General features: G+C 65.6%; 15 protein-coding genes. 7 read left to right on the top strand and 8 right to left on the bottom strand.

The genetic code is table 11. The features are described from left to right. Positions 1-15 precede the first annotated feature (15 nt). Positions 16-981 carry a tripartite tricarboxylate transporter substrate binding protein gene (locus AC07OD_RS07635; RefSeq protein WP_218295295.1) on the top strand — a complete coding sequence of 322 codons (966 nt, stop codon included), beginning with the start codon at positions 16-18 and terminating at the stop codon, positions 979-981. A gap of 123 nt (positions 982-1,104) precedes the next feature. Here AC07OD_RS07635 and AC07OD_RS07640 read toward each other — a convergent pair whose 3' ends face one another. Continuing rightward, positions 1,105-1,770, bottom strand: coding sequence for a methionine ABC transporter permease (locus AC07OD_RS07640; protein ID WP_218294677.1), 666 nt, complete (start codon positions 1,768-1,770; stop codon positions 1,105-1,107). Positions 1,771-1,785: 15 nt separating this feature from the next. Beyond that, positions 1,786-2,841 (bottom strand): methionine ABC transporter ATP-binding protein, encoded by a 1,056-nt coding sequence (locus AC07OD_RS07645; protein WP_218341043.1) that lies wholly within the window; start codon positions 2,839-2,841, stop codon positions 1,786-1,788. A 292-nt stretch (positions 2,842-3,133) separates the two neighbouring features. On the opposite strand from AC07OD_RS07645, the gene AC07OD_RS07650 reads away from it, so the two are divergent. Genes AC07OD_RS07650 through arsB form a run of 3 tightly spaced genes read left to right on the top strand, consistent with a single transcriptional unit; the run spans position 3,134 to position 5,119 of the window. Continuing rightward, positions 3,134-3,460 (top strand): ArsR/SmtB family transcription factor, encoded by a 327-nt coding sequence (locus AC07OD_RS07650; RefSeq protein ID WP_494595928.1) that lies wholly within the window; start codon positions 3,134-3,136, stop codon positions 3,458-3,460. 42 nt (positions 3,461-3,502) lie between these two features. Then, positions 3,503-3,994, top strand: a complete 492-nt coding sequence (locus AC07OD_RS07655) for an ArsI/CadI family heavy metal resistance metalloenzyme (protein ID WP_494595929.1) — start codon at positions 3,503-3,505, stop codon at positions 3,992-3,994. Between the two features lie 60 nt (positions 3,995-4,054). After that, on the top strand, positions 4,055-5,119 hold the full coding sequence (arsB, locus tag AC07OD_RS07660; RefSeq protein ID WP_218294673.1) for an ACR3 family arsenite efflux transporter: 1,065 nt from the start codon (positions 4,055-4,057) through the stop codon (positions 5,117-5,119). A gap of 36 nt (positions 5,120-5,155) precedes the next feature. Here the strand turns inward: arsB and AC07OD_RS07665 are convergent, their stop codons facing one another. The 6 genes from AC07OD_RS07665 to AC07OD_RS07690 all read right to left on the bottom strand — a co-directional run bounded on the left by AC07OD_RS07665 (position 5,156) and on the right by AC07OD_RS07690 (position 12,878). After that, a complete protein-coding gene (locus AC07OD_RS07665; protein ID WP_218294672.1) occupies positions 5,156-7,222 on the bottom strand; it encodes a hybrid sensor histidine kinase/response regulator in 2,067 nt (688 codons plus the stop codon). 97 nt (positions 7,223-7,319) lie between these two features. After that, complete coding sequence (locus tag AC07OD_RS07670) at positions 7,320-8,525, bottom strand: MFS transporter (RefSeq protein ID WP_255591468.1); 1,206 nt, start codon at positions 8,523-8,525, stop codon at positions 7,320-7,322. Between the two features lie 187 nt (positions 8,526-8,712). Then, positions 8,713-9,666, bottom strand: coding sequence for an ABC transporter substrate-binding protein (locus AC07OD_RS07675; RefSeq protein ID WP_218294671.1), 954 nt, complete (start codon positions 9,664-9,666; stop codon positions 8,713-8,715). A 190-nt stretch (positions 9,667-9,856) separates the two neighbouring features. Next, the gene (locus AC07OD_RS07680) at positions 9,857-10,909 is read right to left on the bottom strand and encodes an NAD(P)-dependent oxidoreductase (RefSeq protein WP_494595933.1); all 1,053 of its coding nucleotides are present in this window, start codon (positions 10,907-10,909) and stop codon (positions 9,857-9,859) included. Beyond that, a complete protein-coding gene (locus AC07OD_RS07685) occupies positions 10,906-12,060 on the bottom strand; it encodes an acyl-CoA dehydrogenase family protein (RefSeq protein WP_494595935.1) in 1,155 nt (384 codons plus the stop codon). The genes AC07OD_RS07680 and AC07OD_RS07685 overlap by 4 nt, the downstream gene beginning before the upstream one ends. Continuing rightward, positions 12,057-12,878, bottom strand: coding sequence for a class II aldolase/adducin family protein (locus AC07OD_RS07690; protein ID WP_494595937.1), 822 nt, complete (start codon positions 12,876-12,878; stop codon positions 12,057-12,059). Before AC07OD_RS07690 ends, AC07OD_RS07685 begins: the two co-directional genes overlap by 4 nt. An 816-nt stretch (positions 12,879-13,694) precedes the next feature. Between AC07OD_RS07690 and AC07OD_RS07695 the strand changes: the two genes are divergently transcribed. From AC07OD_RS07695 to AC07OD_RS07705, 3 genes are all read left to right on the top strand, one after another. Beyond that, a complete protein-coding gene (locus AC07OD_RS07695; protein WP_218341038.1) occupies positions 13,695-14,345 on the top strand; it encodes a 2OG-Fe(II) oxygenase in 651 nt (216 codons plus the stop codon). A 114-nt stretch (positions 14,346-14,459) separates the two neighbouring features. Beyond that, a complete protein-coding gene (locus AC07OD_RS07700; RefSeq protein ID WP_494595939.1) occupies positions 14,460-15,278 on the top strand; it encodes an ABC transporter permease in 819 nt (272 codons plus the stop codon). Continuing rightward, positions 15,268-16,527, top strand: a complete 1,260-nt coding sequence (locus tag AC07OD_RS07705) for an ABC transporter ATP-binding protein (protein WP_494595940.1) — start codon at positions 15,268-15,270, stop codon at positions 16,525-16,527. The genes AC07OD_RS07700 and AC07OD_RS07705 overlap by 11 nt, the downstream gene beginning before the upstream one ends. Positions 16,528-16,550: the final 23 nt, after the last annotated feature.

The raw sequence follows: 16,550 nt of genomic DNA on the forward strand, positions 1-16,550 counted from the left end.
CGCCGCCCCTACCTGATGGCCCTGGCGGCGGTCGCCGTAGCCGCCTGCCTGCTGCCCGGCACAAAGGCCCACGCGCAGGGCCCGGCCTGGCCCGCCAAGCCCGTCACCATCGTCGTGCCGTTCGCGGCCGGGGGCACCACCGACGTGCTGGCGCGCGCACTGGGCGAAAAGCTGGGCGTGGCACTGGGCCAGCCGGTCATCGTGGAAAACCGGGGCGGCGCGGGCGCCACCATTGGCGCCGACTACGTGGCCAAGGCACCTGCCGACGGCCACACGCTGCTGATGGGCGCGGTGCACCACACCATCGCCACCAGCGTGTACAAGAAGCTCGGCTACGACTTCCAGAAGAGCTTCGCGCCCATCACCACCGTGGCGCTCGTGCCCAATGTGCTTGCCGTGAGCGCCGCCACGCCCGCCAGGGACGTGAAGGAACTCGTGGCCCTGGTGAAGGCCGCGCCCGACAAGTTCTCGTACGGCTCCAACGGCGCGGGCACCGCGCAGCACCTGATCGGCACGCAGTTCGCCACGGCCATCGGCCAGCCGCTGCTGCACGTGCCCTACAAGGGCAGCGGGCCATTGACCACCGACCTGCTGGGCGGCCAGGTATCGATGTCGTTCGACACCGTGACGCCCGTGCTGCCGCACATCAAGGCCGGCAAGCTGCGCGCGCTGGCCGTGACCACGGCCAGGCGGTCGTCCGCGCTGCCCGACGTGCCCACCCTGCAGGAGAGCGGCTTCGCGGGCTTCGACATCGGCACCTGGTTCGGCGTGCTCGCGCCCGTGCGCACGCCGCCCGAGGTCGTGGAACGGCTCAACGCCGAAATGGTCAAGGTGATCCAGTCGGCCGACTTCAGGAAGCGCATGCTGGACATCGGCGCCGAGCCCGTCGGCAACACCCCGGCGCAGATGGCCCAGCAGATCGCCAGCGACACGGCGCGTTTTGCCAGGCTGGTGGCGGACCACCGGATCTCTGCGGAATGAAGCATCCGGCGGCGGGCACAGCCCCGCACCAAACTTGCAGCAAAAAACAGCCACAAGCGCTTTACCATCAAGCGCCAATAGCTATCGATTAGATAGCAATCAACAGGCGACTGGTGCCTGGGGTCAGCGGTGGCTGAGCCTGCGCACCGCCCAGTCGCCCAGGCTCTGCACGGCCTGTACGAAGAAGATCAGCACCAGCACCACGGCCAGCATGATCTCGGGTAGGAAGCGCTGGTAGCCGTAGCGGATGCCCAGGTCGCCCAGGCCGCCGCCGCCGATGGCGCCGGCCATGGCCGAGTAGCCCGTGAGACTCACGAAGGTGATGGTCAGGCCCGCCACGATGCCGGGCAGCGCCTCGGGCAGCAGCACCTTCCACACGATCTGGCTGGTGGTCGCGCCCATGGCCTGGGCGGCTTCCACGAGGCCGTGGTCCACCTCGCGCAGCGCGGCCTCCACCAGGCGCGCCACGAACGGGGCGGCGGCGATGGTCAGCGGCACCACGGCCGCGGCCGTGCCGATGGACGAGCCGGTGATGAAGCGCGTGAACGGGATGATGGCCACGAGCAGGATGATGAAGGGCGTGGAGCGCACGGCGTTGACCAGCCAGCCCACGAGCTTGTTGACGGGCCCGTTTTCGAGCACGCCGCCCTGGTCGGTGAGGCGCAGGAACACGCCCAGCGGCACGCCCAGCAGGCCGCCGACCAGGCCGGAGATGCCGACCATGACCAGCGTTTCCCACAGCGACGAGGCGAAGAGGTCCAGCATGGCCGGGGTGAAGTTGTCGAACATGTTTTTTTCCCTTCCTCAAGCCGGTACGGCCACTTCTTCGACGGCGACGCCACTGGCGCGCAGGTGCGCCACGGCGCCGCGCAGGCGGTCGGCCTCGCCGCTGGCATAGACGGCCAGCGAGCCGAAGGTCTCGTCCTGGATCTCGTCCACCTGGCCGTGCAGGATGCTCATGTCCACGCCGAACTGGCGGATGAGCTGCGACAGGATGGGCTGGTACGCGCTGTCACCTGCGTACGACAGGCGCAGCAGCTGGCCCGTGCGGTCCGGTGCCGTGGCAGCGAGCTGAACTGCGAGCGTGCGCACATGGCCGAGCACGCTGGCGGGCAGCTCCTGCGGCAGGATCTCGTCGATCAGGCTCTTGGTGATGGGTTGCTGCGGGCGCGTGAAGACATCCAGCACGCGGCCCTGCTCCACGATGCGGCCGGCCTCGATCACGGCCACGCGGTCGGCCACCTGCTTGATGACCTGCATCTGGTGCGTGATGAGCACCACCGTGAGGCCCAGCTCCCGGTTCACCTGGCGCAGCAGGTCGAGGATGGAGCGCGTGGTCTCGGGGTCGAGCGCGGACGTGGCTTCATCCGAGAGCAGCACCTTGGGGCGGCTGGCCAGCGCGCGCGCAATGCCCACGCGCTGCTTCTGGCCGCCACTGATCTGCGCCGGGTAGCGTTGGGCCAGGGCCGACAGGCCCACCAGGTCCAGCAGCGGGTTCACGCGTTCGCGGATGGCGGCCTTGTCCATGCCCGCCAGTTCCAGCGGCAGGGCCGCGTTGTCGAACACCGTGCGCGAGGACAGCAGGTTGAAATGCTGGAAGACCATGCCGATCTCGCGGCGGGCATCGCGCAGCTGGGCATCGCCCAGCTGGGTCAGGTCGCGGCCATTGACGATGACCTGGCCCGTGGTGGGGCGGTTGAGCAGGTTGATGACGCGCACCAGCGAGCTCTTGCCCGCACCGCTCTTGCCGATGATGCCGAACACTTCGCCCGGCGTGATGTGAAGGTCGATGCCCTTGAGAGCCTCGACCGGGCCTTGTGAGCCCTGGTAGGTTTGGGTGATACCCCGTAAGTCGATCATGAAAAAGCAGTGGCGCGTCACAGGACATGCCGATGGTCCGTGGCGCGCGGTGAGGAATGGGATGCGGGACTGTATCGGCGAATCGTAAGTTCACAAACGATTGAAAAATCGGGTGATTAGATCCACAGGTTATGAAGACCGTGATAGGTTCACCTTCATAGCTCCTAATTGCATAGCATCTGGCGCAATACTATCCAGCACGATTCGCCAATTTTCCTGTTTTTTCATGAAGGCTTGAAAACGATCTCTCAAGAACGCTTCTATATTTCAACTTTTGTTGTAATATCGAATAATGCAAGAACCCGACGTCATCCGATCCCTCGCCGCCCTGGCCCAGGAAGTGCGCCTGCGCGTGTTCCGCGCACTGGTGGTGGCCGGCCAGGACGGACTCACGCCCGGGGCGCTGTCCGAACAGCTGGGCATTGCGCCCAACACGCTGTCGTTCCACCTCAAGGAGCTGACCCACGCGGGCCTGGTGAGCCCGCAGCGCCAGGGCCGCAACCTGATCTACCGCGCATCGTTTGCCACCATGAACGAACTGCTGGCCTACCTGACCGAGAACTGCTGCCAGGGCGCCGCCTGCCTGCCCGGCACCGCCACCGCCGCCTGCGATTGCTGACCCACAACCCACGCCACGGCCCACGGCCTAAAGGAAGCCACCATGAAGCGATTCCACGTCCACCTGCATGTCGATGACTTCGCCAAGAGCATCGCGTTCTATTCCCGGCTGTTCGCGGCCGCCCCCGCGCGCGTGGAGGCCGACTACGCCAAATGGATGCTCGAAGACCCGCGCGTGAACTTCGCCATCTCCACCCGCGGCGACAAGCCCGGCGTGGACCACCTGGGTTTCCAGGTGGACGAGGCCGGCGAACTGGCCGAGCTGAAGGCGCGCGCCCAGGGCGCCGACATGGCCCTGCTGGACGAAGGCGCCACCACCTGCTGCTATGCCCGCAGCGACAAGCACTGGATCGCCGACCCGCAGGGCGTGGCGTGGGAACACTTCCACACGCTGGGCAACATTCCCGTGTTCAACGAAGCCGCGGCCCAGCCCGCCCAGGCCGCCTGCTGCCCCACGGGCGCGCCCTCAATCCCCGAGCCGGGCCAGGCCGCCTGCTGCGGCCCCACGGCCACCAACCCCAACAAGTGCTGCTGACCCGAACGGGACCCACGCCGACGACCCCTGCCCGCGAACTGCCCGCGCACTGACATCCCCATGCACCCCAAAAACCCTTCACAGTCCGCCCCGGCCGCCGGCATGGCGGTGTTCGAGCGCTACCTCACCGTGTGGGTGCTGCTGTGCATCGTGGCGGGCATTGCGCTCGGCCAATGGCTGCCGGGCGCGGCCCGCGCGGTGGGCGCGCTGGAGGTGGCGCGTGTCAACCTGCCGGTGGGCCTGCTCATCTGGGTGATGATCATCCCCATGCTGCTGAAGGTGGACTTCGGCGCGCTGGCCGGGGTGCGCCAGCACCTGCGGGGCATTGGCGTGACGCTGTTCGTCAACTGGCTGGTCAAGCCGTTTTCGATGGCCCTGCTGGGCTGGCTGTTCATCCGCCACTGGTTTGCCCCCTGGCTGCCCGCCGAGCAGATCGACAGCTACATCGCCGGGCTGATCCTGCTGGCGGCCGCGCCCTGCACGGCCATGGTGTTCGTGTGGAGCCGGCTCACGGGCGGAGACCCGCTGTTCACGCTGTCGCAGGTGGCGCTCAACGACAGCATCATGGTCGTGGCGTTCGCGCCGCTGGTGGGCTTTTTGCTGGGCCTGTCGGCCATTGCCGTGCCGTGGGACACGCTGCTTGCCTCGGTGGTGCTGTACATCCTGATCCCGGTGGCGATCGCGCAGTGGCTGCGCAGGCGGCTTCTGCGCCGGGGCGAAGCGGCCTTCCAGGCGGCCATGGCGCGCACCGGCCCGTGGTCCATCGCCGCGCTGCTGGCCACCCTCGTGCTGCTGTTCGCGTTCCAGGGCGAGGCCATCCTGCGGCAGCCCCTGGTGATCGCCCTGCTGGCCGTGCCGATCTTGATCCAGGTGCTGTTCAACTCCGCGCTGGCCTACGGCCTGAACCGCGCCGTGGGCGAAAAACACAGCATCGCCTGCCCGTCGGCGCTGATCGGCGCATCCAACTTCTTCGAGCTGGCCGTGGCCGCCGCCATCAGCCTGTTCGGACTGCACTCGGGCGCGGCGCTGGCCACCGTGGTGGGTGTCCTGGTCGAAGTGCCGGTGATGCTGCTGGTGGTGCACGCCGTCAACCGCAGCAAGGGCTGGTATGAAGCCGGTATCTGACGGCCCGCGCGCGGCAGGCCGCCCCGGCGATGGCCCTCAGGCGTCTCGCGGACCGTGCCCCATCACCGCGTTGACCTTGCCCACCAGGGTCTGGGCATCAAAGGGCTTGACCAGCAGCTCCATCTGCGCGCCGAGGAACTGCGGCGTCATGGCCGCCTGCTCGGCATAGCCCGTCATCAGGATGACCTTGATGGACGGAAACTTCTCGCGCGCATAGTCGGCCACCTGGCGGCCGTTGGGGCCGGGCAGGCCCACGTCGGACACCAGCAGGTCAAAGTGCACCGCCCCCGAGAGCAGGGCCATGGCGGCGCTGCCGGTGGCGGCCTCCATCACGTGGAAACCCATGTCGCGCAGCAGTTCCACGGCCAGCGTGCGCACCGTGTCGTCGTCTTCCACCACCAGGGTGGAATCGGGTCGGCGCGCGCTGGAGAGATTGGCCACCGGCTCGGGCAGCTCGGCCATCGCCTCGTGCTGCGACCGCATGAAATACAGCGCCACGCTGGTGCCCAGCCCCACGGCGCTGTCCAGCACCGCAAGGCCGCCGGACTGGCGCATGAAGCCGTAGATCATCGACAGCCCCAGCCCCGTGCCCTGCCCCAGCGGCTTGGTGGTGAAGAACGGATCGAAGGCGCGCGCGATCACATCGCCCGTCATGCCGGTGCCCGTGTCCCGCACCGTCACGCGCACGTAGTCGCCCGGCTCCAGCCCCGGCGTGGCCTGCGCGGTGGCGGCGTCGGCATGCACGTTGTCGGCCGCGATGTACAGCGCACCGCCGCCCGGCATGGCATCGCGCGCATTGATCGCCAGGTTGACCACCGCGCTCTCAAACTGGTGGGCATCGGTCAGCGCGGGCCACAGGTCCTGCGGCAGGTGCAGCTGCAGCGCGATGTTCTCGCCGCACGTCGTCTTGAGCATGGACTCCAGCCCGCCCAGCGAGGACACCAGGTCCACGGGCCGGGAATCCAGCGGCTGGCGGCGCGAGAACGCCAGCAGGCGCTGCGTGAGCGACGCCGCCCGCTTGGCCGCCGCCAGGCCCGACTCGATGTAGCGCCCCACCTCGTCATGGCGCCCCTGGGCAATGCGCTGCCGGATGAGCTGCAGCGGCAGCACGATGCCCTGCAGCATGTTGTTGAAGTCGTGGGCGATGCCGCCGGTGAGCTGGCCCACGGCCTCCATCTTCTGGCTCTGGCGCAAAAGCTCCTCGGCGTTGCTGAGCGCCTCCTTGCGCAGGTGCTCCTCGGTGGTGTCGCGGCCCACGGCCTGGATGAAGCCCTCGCTGGGCACGGCGGTCCAGGCGATCCACCGCTCGCCGCCGTCGCGATGGCGGTAGCGCGCGGTGATCTGGCGGCGCGTGGGCTCGGTGGCCAGCAGGGCCATTTCGTCCTGCACCTGCGCCATGTCGTGCCCATGGGCGAACGCCGCCAGCGGATGGCCCACGGTCTCCGCCTCCGACCAGCCCAGCGTCGCGGTCCAGGCGGGATTCACGGCGGTGATGGTGCCGTCCAGGCGTGCCACCAGCAGCACGTCGTCCGAGAGCTGCCACAGCCGGTTGCGGTCGGCCGTGCGCTGCGCCACCTGCTGCTCCAGCGACGCCGCCACATCGCGCCACTGGCGCAGCGCGTTGAACTTGCTGGTGGTCTCGATCACGGTGTCCAGCATGCCCACCACCGCGCCGTGCTCGTCGCGCACCGGGCTGTAGCAGAACGTGAAATAGGCCTGCTCGGGGTGGCCGTAGCGGTTCACCTCCAGCGGGAAATCCTCGATGAACGTGGCTTCGCCGGCATAGGCGCGCTCGGCGATGGGACCGATGGTGGGCCAGGCCTCGCTCCACACATCCTTGAAGGAGCGCCCGAGCGCCTCGGGCTTGTTGCCCAGTATCAGGCGGAACGCATCGTTGTAGATGGTAGTGAACTGCGCCCCCCAGACCAGGCATGACGGAAAGCGCGACGCGAGCAGGGCCTCGACGCAGTAGCGCAGCGTGGCGGGCCATGCCTGCATGGGCCCCAGCGCGCTGCCCGCCCAGTCGTAGCGGCGCACCTTCTCGCTCATGGCGCCCTCGGCGCGGGGAAATGGCAGCACGGTGGCGGGCGGGGAATCGTTCATGGTGGATGGGGCGCGGCAGCAGCAGGGGCTGGCGCCCAGGCACAAAGTGCATGCAGTCTACAGGCGAAGCGCCACCGCTTCGCGAACCCCGGCACCCTCAGGCGCCCGCGACGGCGCCGCGCCGCTGCACCCGGCGCGACACCAGGAAACCCAGCACGAAGATCCCCAGCGCCGCCACCGAGAACACGGGCGGCAGCCACCCCCGGTCCACGCTGAACGCCACGGCGAGCACCCCGAGGGACTGGCCCAGGAACAGCAGGCACGCAAACAGCGTAACCGCCGTGCCGCGCGCCTGCGGCGCCATCTGCGTGGCCTGCACCTGCAGCGTGTTGTGCAGCATGTAGAAACCGATGCCCGCCAGGAAACACCCGAGCACCGCCCACGCCACCCACGGCGCCCAGGCCAGCAGCAGCAGGCCGCTGGCGATCAGGGAGGCCCCGGCAAGCGCCAGCCCCTGTTCGCCGAGCGCGGCCAGCCACCGGCGGGCGAACATGCTGTAGAGGAGCCCGCCCACGCCATAGAGCACCATCGCGCCGCCAGCCGCCGAGGCCGACAGGCCGAAACCGTCGACCAGGCGCGCGGGCACGAAGGCCAGCGTGCCAAAGGCCAGCGCCCCCTCGATGGACACCACCGCGAGCACCCAGCGCACGCGCGGCATGCGCAGCAGGTTCCGGGTGCTGGCCAGGTAGGCCGCCAGCGAAAACCCGGCCCCAGGCTCCTGCGCGCCCGCGGGGTGCGCCGCTGCGGCCCCGCCGGCCCGCAGGCGGCGCAGCAGCAGCACCGCCGCCGTCATGAACAGCACCGAGAGCACGGCGAACGCGCCACGCCAGCCCAGGGTTTCGGTGGCAAAGCCGCCAAACCACTGGCCGGCCATCATCCCCGTGACGGTGGCCACCATGAGGCGCGCCAGCGTCTCCTGCCGCTGCCCATAGTCCACCTCGTCACCGATCCAGGCCATGGACAGCGGAATGATCCCCGCCGCCGCCGCCCCCATGGCCGCACGCGCGACCACCAGCACGGTAAAGCTGGGCGCCAGCGCGGTGGCCGCGCTGAACACCGCGCAGGCTGACGTGGCGCCAATGATCACCTGCAGCTTGCCCAGCCGGTCCCCCAGCGGTCCGTAGACGAGTTGCAGCACGCCATAGGCCACCGCGAAGGCCGCCACCACGGCGGAGGCATCGCCCGTGGTGACATGGAACTCATGGGACAGGGACACCAGCATGGGGTCGCACACACGCATGGACGCCATGCTGCAGAAAGCTGCCAGGCTGATCAGCCGCAGCATCGTCGAAGAAGAGGTCATATGACCCGATTGTGGGGCGGCGCGCGCCACGGTGCAGGCACACCCGCCAATGGCCCGCAAACCGCCGCGCGGCCCTTCGCCGCCGGCCGCCCGGTGGTTCGGACGAATTCACCGGCCAGCACCGGCCCGCGCGGCATCCGCGCCCAGGGGGCGCCGGACTTGCCCGACAGACACGCCTGCGCGGGCCTCAGCCCTTGGCCAGGTTGAAGCTGGTGTCGAAGGTGCCCCGCACATCCAGCCGCTGCTTGATCAGGCCGGCCGCCAGGTAGAAGTCGGCCGTCTTCTGCTGGTCCGCCAGCACCTGGGCGTCGATGTCCTGCCAGCGCGTGGCGCGGCGCTCGAACTGCAGTTGCGCGGCGTCGGCCGGGATGCCGATGATGCGGGCGAGCGACTGGCCGAACGGCTTGGCGTTCTGGTAGGACCACACCTGGGCGCGCGCCACGCGCTCCTTGAAGTCCTGCAGCACCGCGCGCTTTTCGGCCAGCGCCGCGTCGGTGGCGGCCAGGAAGGACAGGCCCGTCCACAACCCCCGGCCGCTGACCAGCACGCGGGCATGGCCGCTGGTTTCGGCCAGCGCGGTGTAGGGCTCCCACGTGGCCCAGGCGTCCACCGAGCCCTGCGTGAGCGCGAGCTTGGCGTCGGGCGGCGGGATGAAGCGCAACTGCACGTCGTCGGCCTTGAGCCCGGCGGATTCGAGCACCTTGAGCGTGACGAAGTGGCCGATGGAGCCGCGGTTGGTGGCGATGCTCTTGCCCTTGAGGTCTGCCGCCGTCTTGAGCGGCGAGTGGGGCGCCACCAGCACGGCGGTGCCGTACGCGTCCGACCGGCTGGCCGCAAAGGCCTTGACCCGGCTGCCCGCCGCCAGGGTGAACAGCAGCGGCGCATCGCCGATAGGCCCGAAGTCCACGGCGTTGGCGTTGAGCGCCTCGGCCAGTGGCGCTGCGGCCGGGAACTCGCTCCACTTGATGTCGTAGGGCAGGTTCTTCAGCTCGCCCGCAGCGTCGAGCAGCGCCTGCAGCCCGCCCTTCTGGTCGCCCGCACGCAGCAACACGCGCTGCTGGGCATGGGTGAGCACGGGCGAGAGGAACGAACTGGCGGCAACGGAAGCGGTCAGCAGATGGTGGAATTGGCGGCGCAGCATGGTGGTCGGGTGTGAAAGGGGGTTGGCACTGTCGAAGGGACTCTGGCTTCCATTGCATCACCCGGCCCGCGCTCCACCAACGAAGCCTTGCGACCATCCATATGCGGTTTTCGCATGCCGGGCACGGGCCGCTTGCAGGCACCCTGCCCCGCCCTTGCTGCCGCTGCAACGACCCGGCGCACCCCTGGGGTCAGTAGCCCCGCGCCCCGTCCACCACGTCTTCCAGCGGCTCCCCCGCCACATGGCGCGCCAGATTGGCCACGAACTTGTGGGCCGTCAGCTGCGCTGCGCCCTGCGCCGCCCATGACACATGGGGCGTGATCCGCACGCGCGGGTGGCTGTACAGCGGGTGGCCGTCGGGCAGGGGCTCGGGATCGGTCACGTCCAGCGTGGCGCCGGACAGGCGCCCGCTGTCCAGCGCCTGCAGCAGCGCCTGCGGGTCCACCAGTGCACCGCGTGCAATGTTCACCAGGTGCTGCCCGGGCCTGGCGTGCGCCAGGGTGGCGGCGTTGATGAGATGGTAGGTCTGCGCGGTGATCGGCAGGGCCAGCACCAGGTGGTCCGAGGCCGCGAGCAGCTGCTCGATGGAGCCGACCGTGCGCACGCCATCATCGCCCTGCACCTGCGCTCCGCCGCGTCGCAGCACCGTCACCTGCATTCCGAATGCCCGCGCCAGCCGCGCCACCTCGCGCCCGATGGCGCCGTAGCCCGCGATGCCCAGCGCGCGCGCCTGCAGCGTGCCGGGCAGGTACTGGTCCACCCGAGCAAAGGTCTCGCGCCACGGCCCGGCGCCCGACACCTGCAGCGTGTCCCATGCGCGCTGGTGCGTCAGCAGCGCGGTCAGCACATATTCGGCAATGGGCACGGCCGCCACGCCGCGCGAGCAGGTGACCTGCGGCACCTGCAGCAGCCAGGGCGGAAAGAAGTCGATGCCTGCAGATGCCACCTGCACCCATTTCAACCGCCCGGGCCAGCCTGCGGGGGCGGTGGCCGGCGCATGGCGCCAGCCGTTGCGCGGGCCGGTGAAGAGGATGTCCACATCGGCCGCGCGATCCCAGGCGGGCACATCGGCATCGTCGGCCGCCAGCACCACGGGCAGGCCCGCGACCTCCAGCAGCGCATCGGCCTCCGGGCCTGCCTGGTTCAGAACGACCCAGCGGTCGGCACCTGCGTTGGCATCATCGTCGTCACGTGCATCGACCGTGCCGCTGCCAGGATCGTGCGCAGCCAGCACCGCGCTCATGCGGCCCCCACGGCCAGCGCCCTGCGGCCCGCGGCAACATAGGCGCTGTCGTCCTGCGGCGTGTGCACGCGGCCGCACAGCACGTCGCGCAGGTGGCGCTCCAGCGGGTTCTTGCGCGCCAGGCCGTGGTTGCTGGTCAGCTCCAGCGCGGCCTGCACGGCCTCGATGGCGTTGCGCGTGGCCAGGGTCTTCACCAGGCCGCTGTCCACGGTGGGCACCAGCGTACCGGCATCGAGGTCGTGGGCCAGGCTGACGATCAGGCGGTCGTTGGTGAGCAGCAGGCCTTCGATGCGGCCCACGGCCTCTTGCGCGCGGGGCAAGGTCGCCAGCGGCGCGCCCAGGCTGGCGGGCACGCGCTCGCGCAGGAACTGCACCAGCCAGTCGCGCGCGGCGCGTGCCACGCCGGTGTACAGCGCGGCCAGCATCACCGTCATCTCGGCCTGCATCGCGGGTTCGCCGCGCGCCCAGTCCTGCGGCAGGCGCAGGTCCAGCGCGTGCGCGTGGGGTATCAGCACATCGTGCAGGTGCACATCGTGGCTGCCGCTGGCGCGCAGGCCCAGGTGGTCCCAGGTCTCCGCGATGCGGATGCCGGGCAGGCCCGCTCGCACCAGGAAGGCGCCGGTGCGCGGCGTGGCCTCGTCCGTGCGGGCCCACACCACATACCAGCGCAGGATGGGCGCGCCGGTGGAATACACCTTGTGCCCGCTGATGCGCCAGCCCTCGGCCGTATGCCGCGCCACCGTGGCCGGCAGGCCGCCACGCGCGGGCGAGCCCAGTTCGGGCTCCACGCGCAGTGCGTTGATCAGTGAGACCTCATGCACCGATTCATTCACCAGTTGCTGCGCCAGCGCCGGCGGCCAGGGCGAGCCGGGGCGGCCCATGCCGCGCTGCTGGATGTACTGCATGGTCAGCACCAGCGCCGTGGCCGGGCAGCCCTGGCCGATGGCACCGACCACCTCGGCCAGCTGCGCGACCGAGGCGCCCTGCCCGCCCAGCGACCGCGGCGCGGCCAGGGCCAGCAGGCCGGCCTGCTGCAGCTCGGCGAAGTTGGCGTGCGGAAAGCTCCCGTCTCGGTCGTGCACCGCGGCGCGCGCACCGAACTCCGCCGCCAGCGCGCGTGCGGCTTGCCCCCAGGTCAGTGGCGCATTCACTGCAGCACCTCGGGCTGGTCGCGCACGATGATGTCGAACAGGCTCTTGAACGCGAACTGCGCACCGCCCGGCCCGCCGATCTGCGCATGCGTGCGCAGCGCGATCTCGTGCGGGATGGGTTTGGGGGTGCCGGCGGCTTCGGCCAGCAGCTGGGCCTGGCAGGCGTTCTCCAGCGCGATGTACCACCACGCGGCGGCCTCCACCGACGGGCCTGCCGTCAGGATGCCGTGGTTCTGCAAAATGACGGCCTTTTGCGCGCCCAGGGCTTCGCCGATGCGAAAACCTTCGTCGGTCTCCAGCACCACGCCGGTGAAGTCGTCGAACAGCGCATGGTCTTCATAAAAGATGCACGAGTCCTGCGTGAGCGCATCAAGCTTGCGGCCCAGCGACGACCAGGCCTTGCCGTAGGTCGAATGCGTGTGAGCGGCGGCCACGATGTCCGGCCGCGTCTCGTGCAGCGCGGCGTGAATGGCGAACGCCGCGCGGTTCAGCGGGCCCTGGCCCACCACGATCTCGCCGGCAGCGTTCACGAGCAGCAGGTCGGACACCTTGATCTGCGAGAAATGCAGGCCCAGAGGGTTCACCCAGAAGTGGTCCGTCCACTCCGGGTCGCGCGCGGTGATGTGACCGGCCAGCCCGTAGTTGAAGCCCTGCTGCGCAAACAGCCGGAAGGCCACGGCCAGCGTCTCCTGCCGGTGGCGGCGCTCGGCCTCGACCGTGGGGCGGGCCGCCGGGGCGTCGAACCAGTCCTTGCGCCGGGGCTGGGCGTTGGGGACAAGAGTGTGAATGGCAGGAGTGGGTGTGAGGACTGCAGACATGGGCAATGGCTTTCGGAAGCGGAGAGGGTTGGCAAAAGCAAGAGGCGGAAGAACGCAGCCACCTTAGAAGTCCCCTCCTGCTTCGCCAACGAAGAAATCCGCGTGACCACATGCGGTTTTTGCATGCCCCACAGGAACGTTGTCCAGCTCTATCGCCAGCGTAGCGCCAGAGCCCTTTCGTTCTGCGGTGGACCAGCCTTGCTGGGCAATGGACTGCGATTGCCAATGGTGGCGCCCAGGCGCGATGCCACGGGGGATGGGCGGCGCGGTTATGCCCCACACGCGCCAACTCTTTCGATGAGCGCCGACTTACACGGATTGGGCGCTCTGACGTCAGGCTCCCGCCGCGTACCGAGGCCGTGCTTCGGACATCTGTGACTGGAGGGCCCGGGATGGATGTGCGCACGGAACCGCTTAGCGCAGTCCCACCCATCCGGCGAACGAAAACCCGTGGAAATCCGGAGCGATTCAGCTGGCGGGTCAAAATGGCTCGACCTGAGCCCGTCAATCAAGCATGTCCATGGCCGCGTTCGCCTCTCATCCTCTCCTGAATGATCACAGCGCGGCAACAGCGGCACGCTTGATAGGGTCGGGGCACGGACAACGCCCCCTACTGAAAAATCCGGCGAGAAGGCCTTCACACAACCGTCGCGCCGTGCGAATCTGCGGCCTCGGACGGGCGGCGAAGCGAAGTGCATACTGTTTCGACCGCGCGAAAAAACTCTCTTCTCCACGTTGTCAACGCTTCACCAACCTTCTCTTTTCATCATCAGTTATCAGACCATGATCGATTTTTCAAAAATTAGGGAATGTCGCATGAACACTCAGCCTTTTAGATGGGCTGAAATATCGAATCTCTATTCACAGGCCGATTGCGCTGCGCTTTCCGAAACCTATCCTCACGATCACTTCCGGACCATTGAGGCTTATGGAGGAGAGAAAGATTACCGGTATGACGCCCGTTCTCTGATTCCAATGGGCGAGCAAACCATATCGCATGCCGAATTCCTGAGTCTTCCATGGCAGCAACTGGCAAAAGACCTGCTTTCCACTGAATACCGGATGGCGATGTCGTCAATCACCGGCCTTGACTTGACTAGCCTTCCGATGGAGGCGCATGTGTACCACTATGGCCGTGGCGGGCTTCTCGGCCCCCATCGCGATCTTCCTGAAAAAATGGTTACCCATGTCTTCTATTTCAACCACAAGTGGCACCCCACGGACGGAGGTTGCCTCGCCATCCTCAATTCTTCCGATGCAAAAGACATTGCAGCCTTGGTGAATCCGGTCATCGGGAATTCAGCCACCTTTGTGAGGTCAGACAATTCCTGGCATGAGGTGACACGGGTTTCAGAGCGAGCCAGCCAATCCCGGCGGAGCGTGACTGTGACGTTTTATCAGCCTGGATCCGTCAGTTCAATGTGGCCCGCAGGCGTGGAGATGGAATTGCACGACTACGCAGCTTGACCTGCTTTCTCGCTCAATGCACAGTCATCTCTGGTTTCGCTAGTTTTCAATGAAGCATTGAAGACAATCACCGGGACGCGGTTTTAACGCCAAGTTCGCAACCATTGGCAATACATGACCAGGCAGTCATTTTTTTATCTCGTCAATCTATTTATTCCCTGGACACACAGGGAACTTATCTTCTCATTAATTCAAAGAGAAATCCATTCCCGCTATCGAGGTTCTACTATTGGATTGATTTGGTCAATAATCAATCCTGCATTTACCCTTGCCGTCTACACGCTCGTATTCACAAAGGTATTTACAGTTCGCTGGCCTGGGGGAAAGGAATCACCCATCGAATTTGCATTGCTTATTTTTATTGGCATGACAGTTTTCAATCTATTCTCGGAGTGCGTGCTCCGCGCACCAGCATTGATTGTCACCAATACAAACTACGTCAAGAAAATAAAATTCCCCCTTGAAGCCCTGCCCTGGATAAGCTTGGGTGTGGGCATTTTTCACATGCTTGTCAGTTCTGCCGTATGGTTGGCCTTCTATGGATTGACGATGGGAGCACCACCTGCGTCCTGCATTATTTTTCCGGTCATTTTACTTCCTCTACTCCTCTGCACACTCGGGCTCTCCTGGATCCTCAGTGCTCTCGGTGTATATTTTCGGGATATTACTCATATTATTTCAGCGCTATTGCTGCCACTCATGTTCTTGACGCCCGTCTTTTACCCGACAAGCGCCCTGCCTCCGGAGTTGCATCAGGCGATGGGAATGAACCCCTTGGCGCAAGTGATTGAAAATGCACGCATGGTAATTTTTTGGGGAGGCATACCAAATTTTATTGAATGGGGAGAATCGGTTATTTTCTCCACTATCTTTGCAATATCGAGCCTCTGCTTATTTCAGAAAAGTCGCGAGGGATTTTCTGATGTCCTCTGAATTCGCCATTGAAGTCGAAAAAATCAGCAAATGCTATCAAATTTATGACAAGCCGCAAGACCGCCTACTGCAAATGCTACCTTTCGCTGGGCAGCAGCGGTTTCGCGAATTTTGGGCACTGAAAGATATCTCATTTCGCGTCCGCAAAGGGGAAGCCCTCGGTATCATTGGCCGAAACGGAAGTGGAAAATCCACCCTTCTTCAACTGATCTGCCATACACTTCGCGCCACGTCGGGGCAGGTTCTGGCTCACGGGAAAATCGCTGCCTTGTTGGAACTGGGTTCAGGGTTCAACCCAGAATTCACCGGCCGTGAAAATGTCTATCTTAATGGAGCACTGCTTGGATTGAAGCGGGCAGAAATAGATGCTCGCTTTGATGAGATAGCCGATTTTGCCAATATCGGGGATTTCATCGATCAGCCAACCAAGACATATTCGAGTGGAATGCTCGTACGCCTGGCATTTTCGGTATCCGTCTGCGTAGAACCCGACATACTGGTCGTCGACGAAGCCCTTGCCGTCGGTGACGCGTCTTTTCAATTCAAATGCCTGGGACGGCTAGAAAAGCTGGCAGGAAAAGGGACGACTCTGCTGTTTGTATCTCATGACATGAGCATGGTCAAGAGATTTTGCAACACCGCAATTTATCTCACCGAAGGAATGTTAAAGGCATCTGGAACCCCGGAGACAATATCCGAAATGTATTTGCTGGATATGCGAGATGAACAACGCCGGTGGGCCAGCGGCGGGAAGACATCGGTCGCTAGAAAAAAAGAACTGAACGAAGCCCGCATCGCATTTGGGACAGAAGAAGGTGAAATTATTTCAGCTAGGTTCACCAATACCGAGAGTCACTACTCATCATTTGCCTACGGTGAGACGATTGATATTGCCATCGGGTATAGGGTCAGCAAATCTGTTTTACTGCCGAACATCAGCATTACCATCCAGGAAGCCCGGCTGCTCGTGGTTGGCGGAAAAAACTTCGACCTCCCTTACTCCAATGTGGAAAGCGATTGGCGAGAGGGAACCATTACTTTCCACTTTCCAGCGATCCTGGCGGCCGGTCGATATCACGTCACCATCAAGCTGATGAATGGCCGCACCGAAGAGACCTCGCTGCTGATTGACAAACAAGTAGGTATCTTGAGTTTTGACACAGTAGCTCACGGAAGCAATTCATTTCTTGGTATCGTCGATTTAGGAATCGAAGCAAGCACCCCAGTATCCAATACCCCTGACGAATGAAATTCTGCATCACCCTCATTCCG

It is taken from the genome of Acidovorax sp. GW821-FHT10E03, from assembly GCF_059415205.1.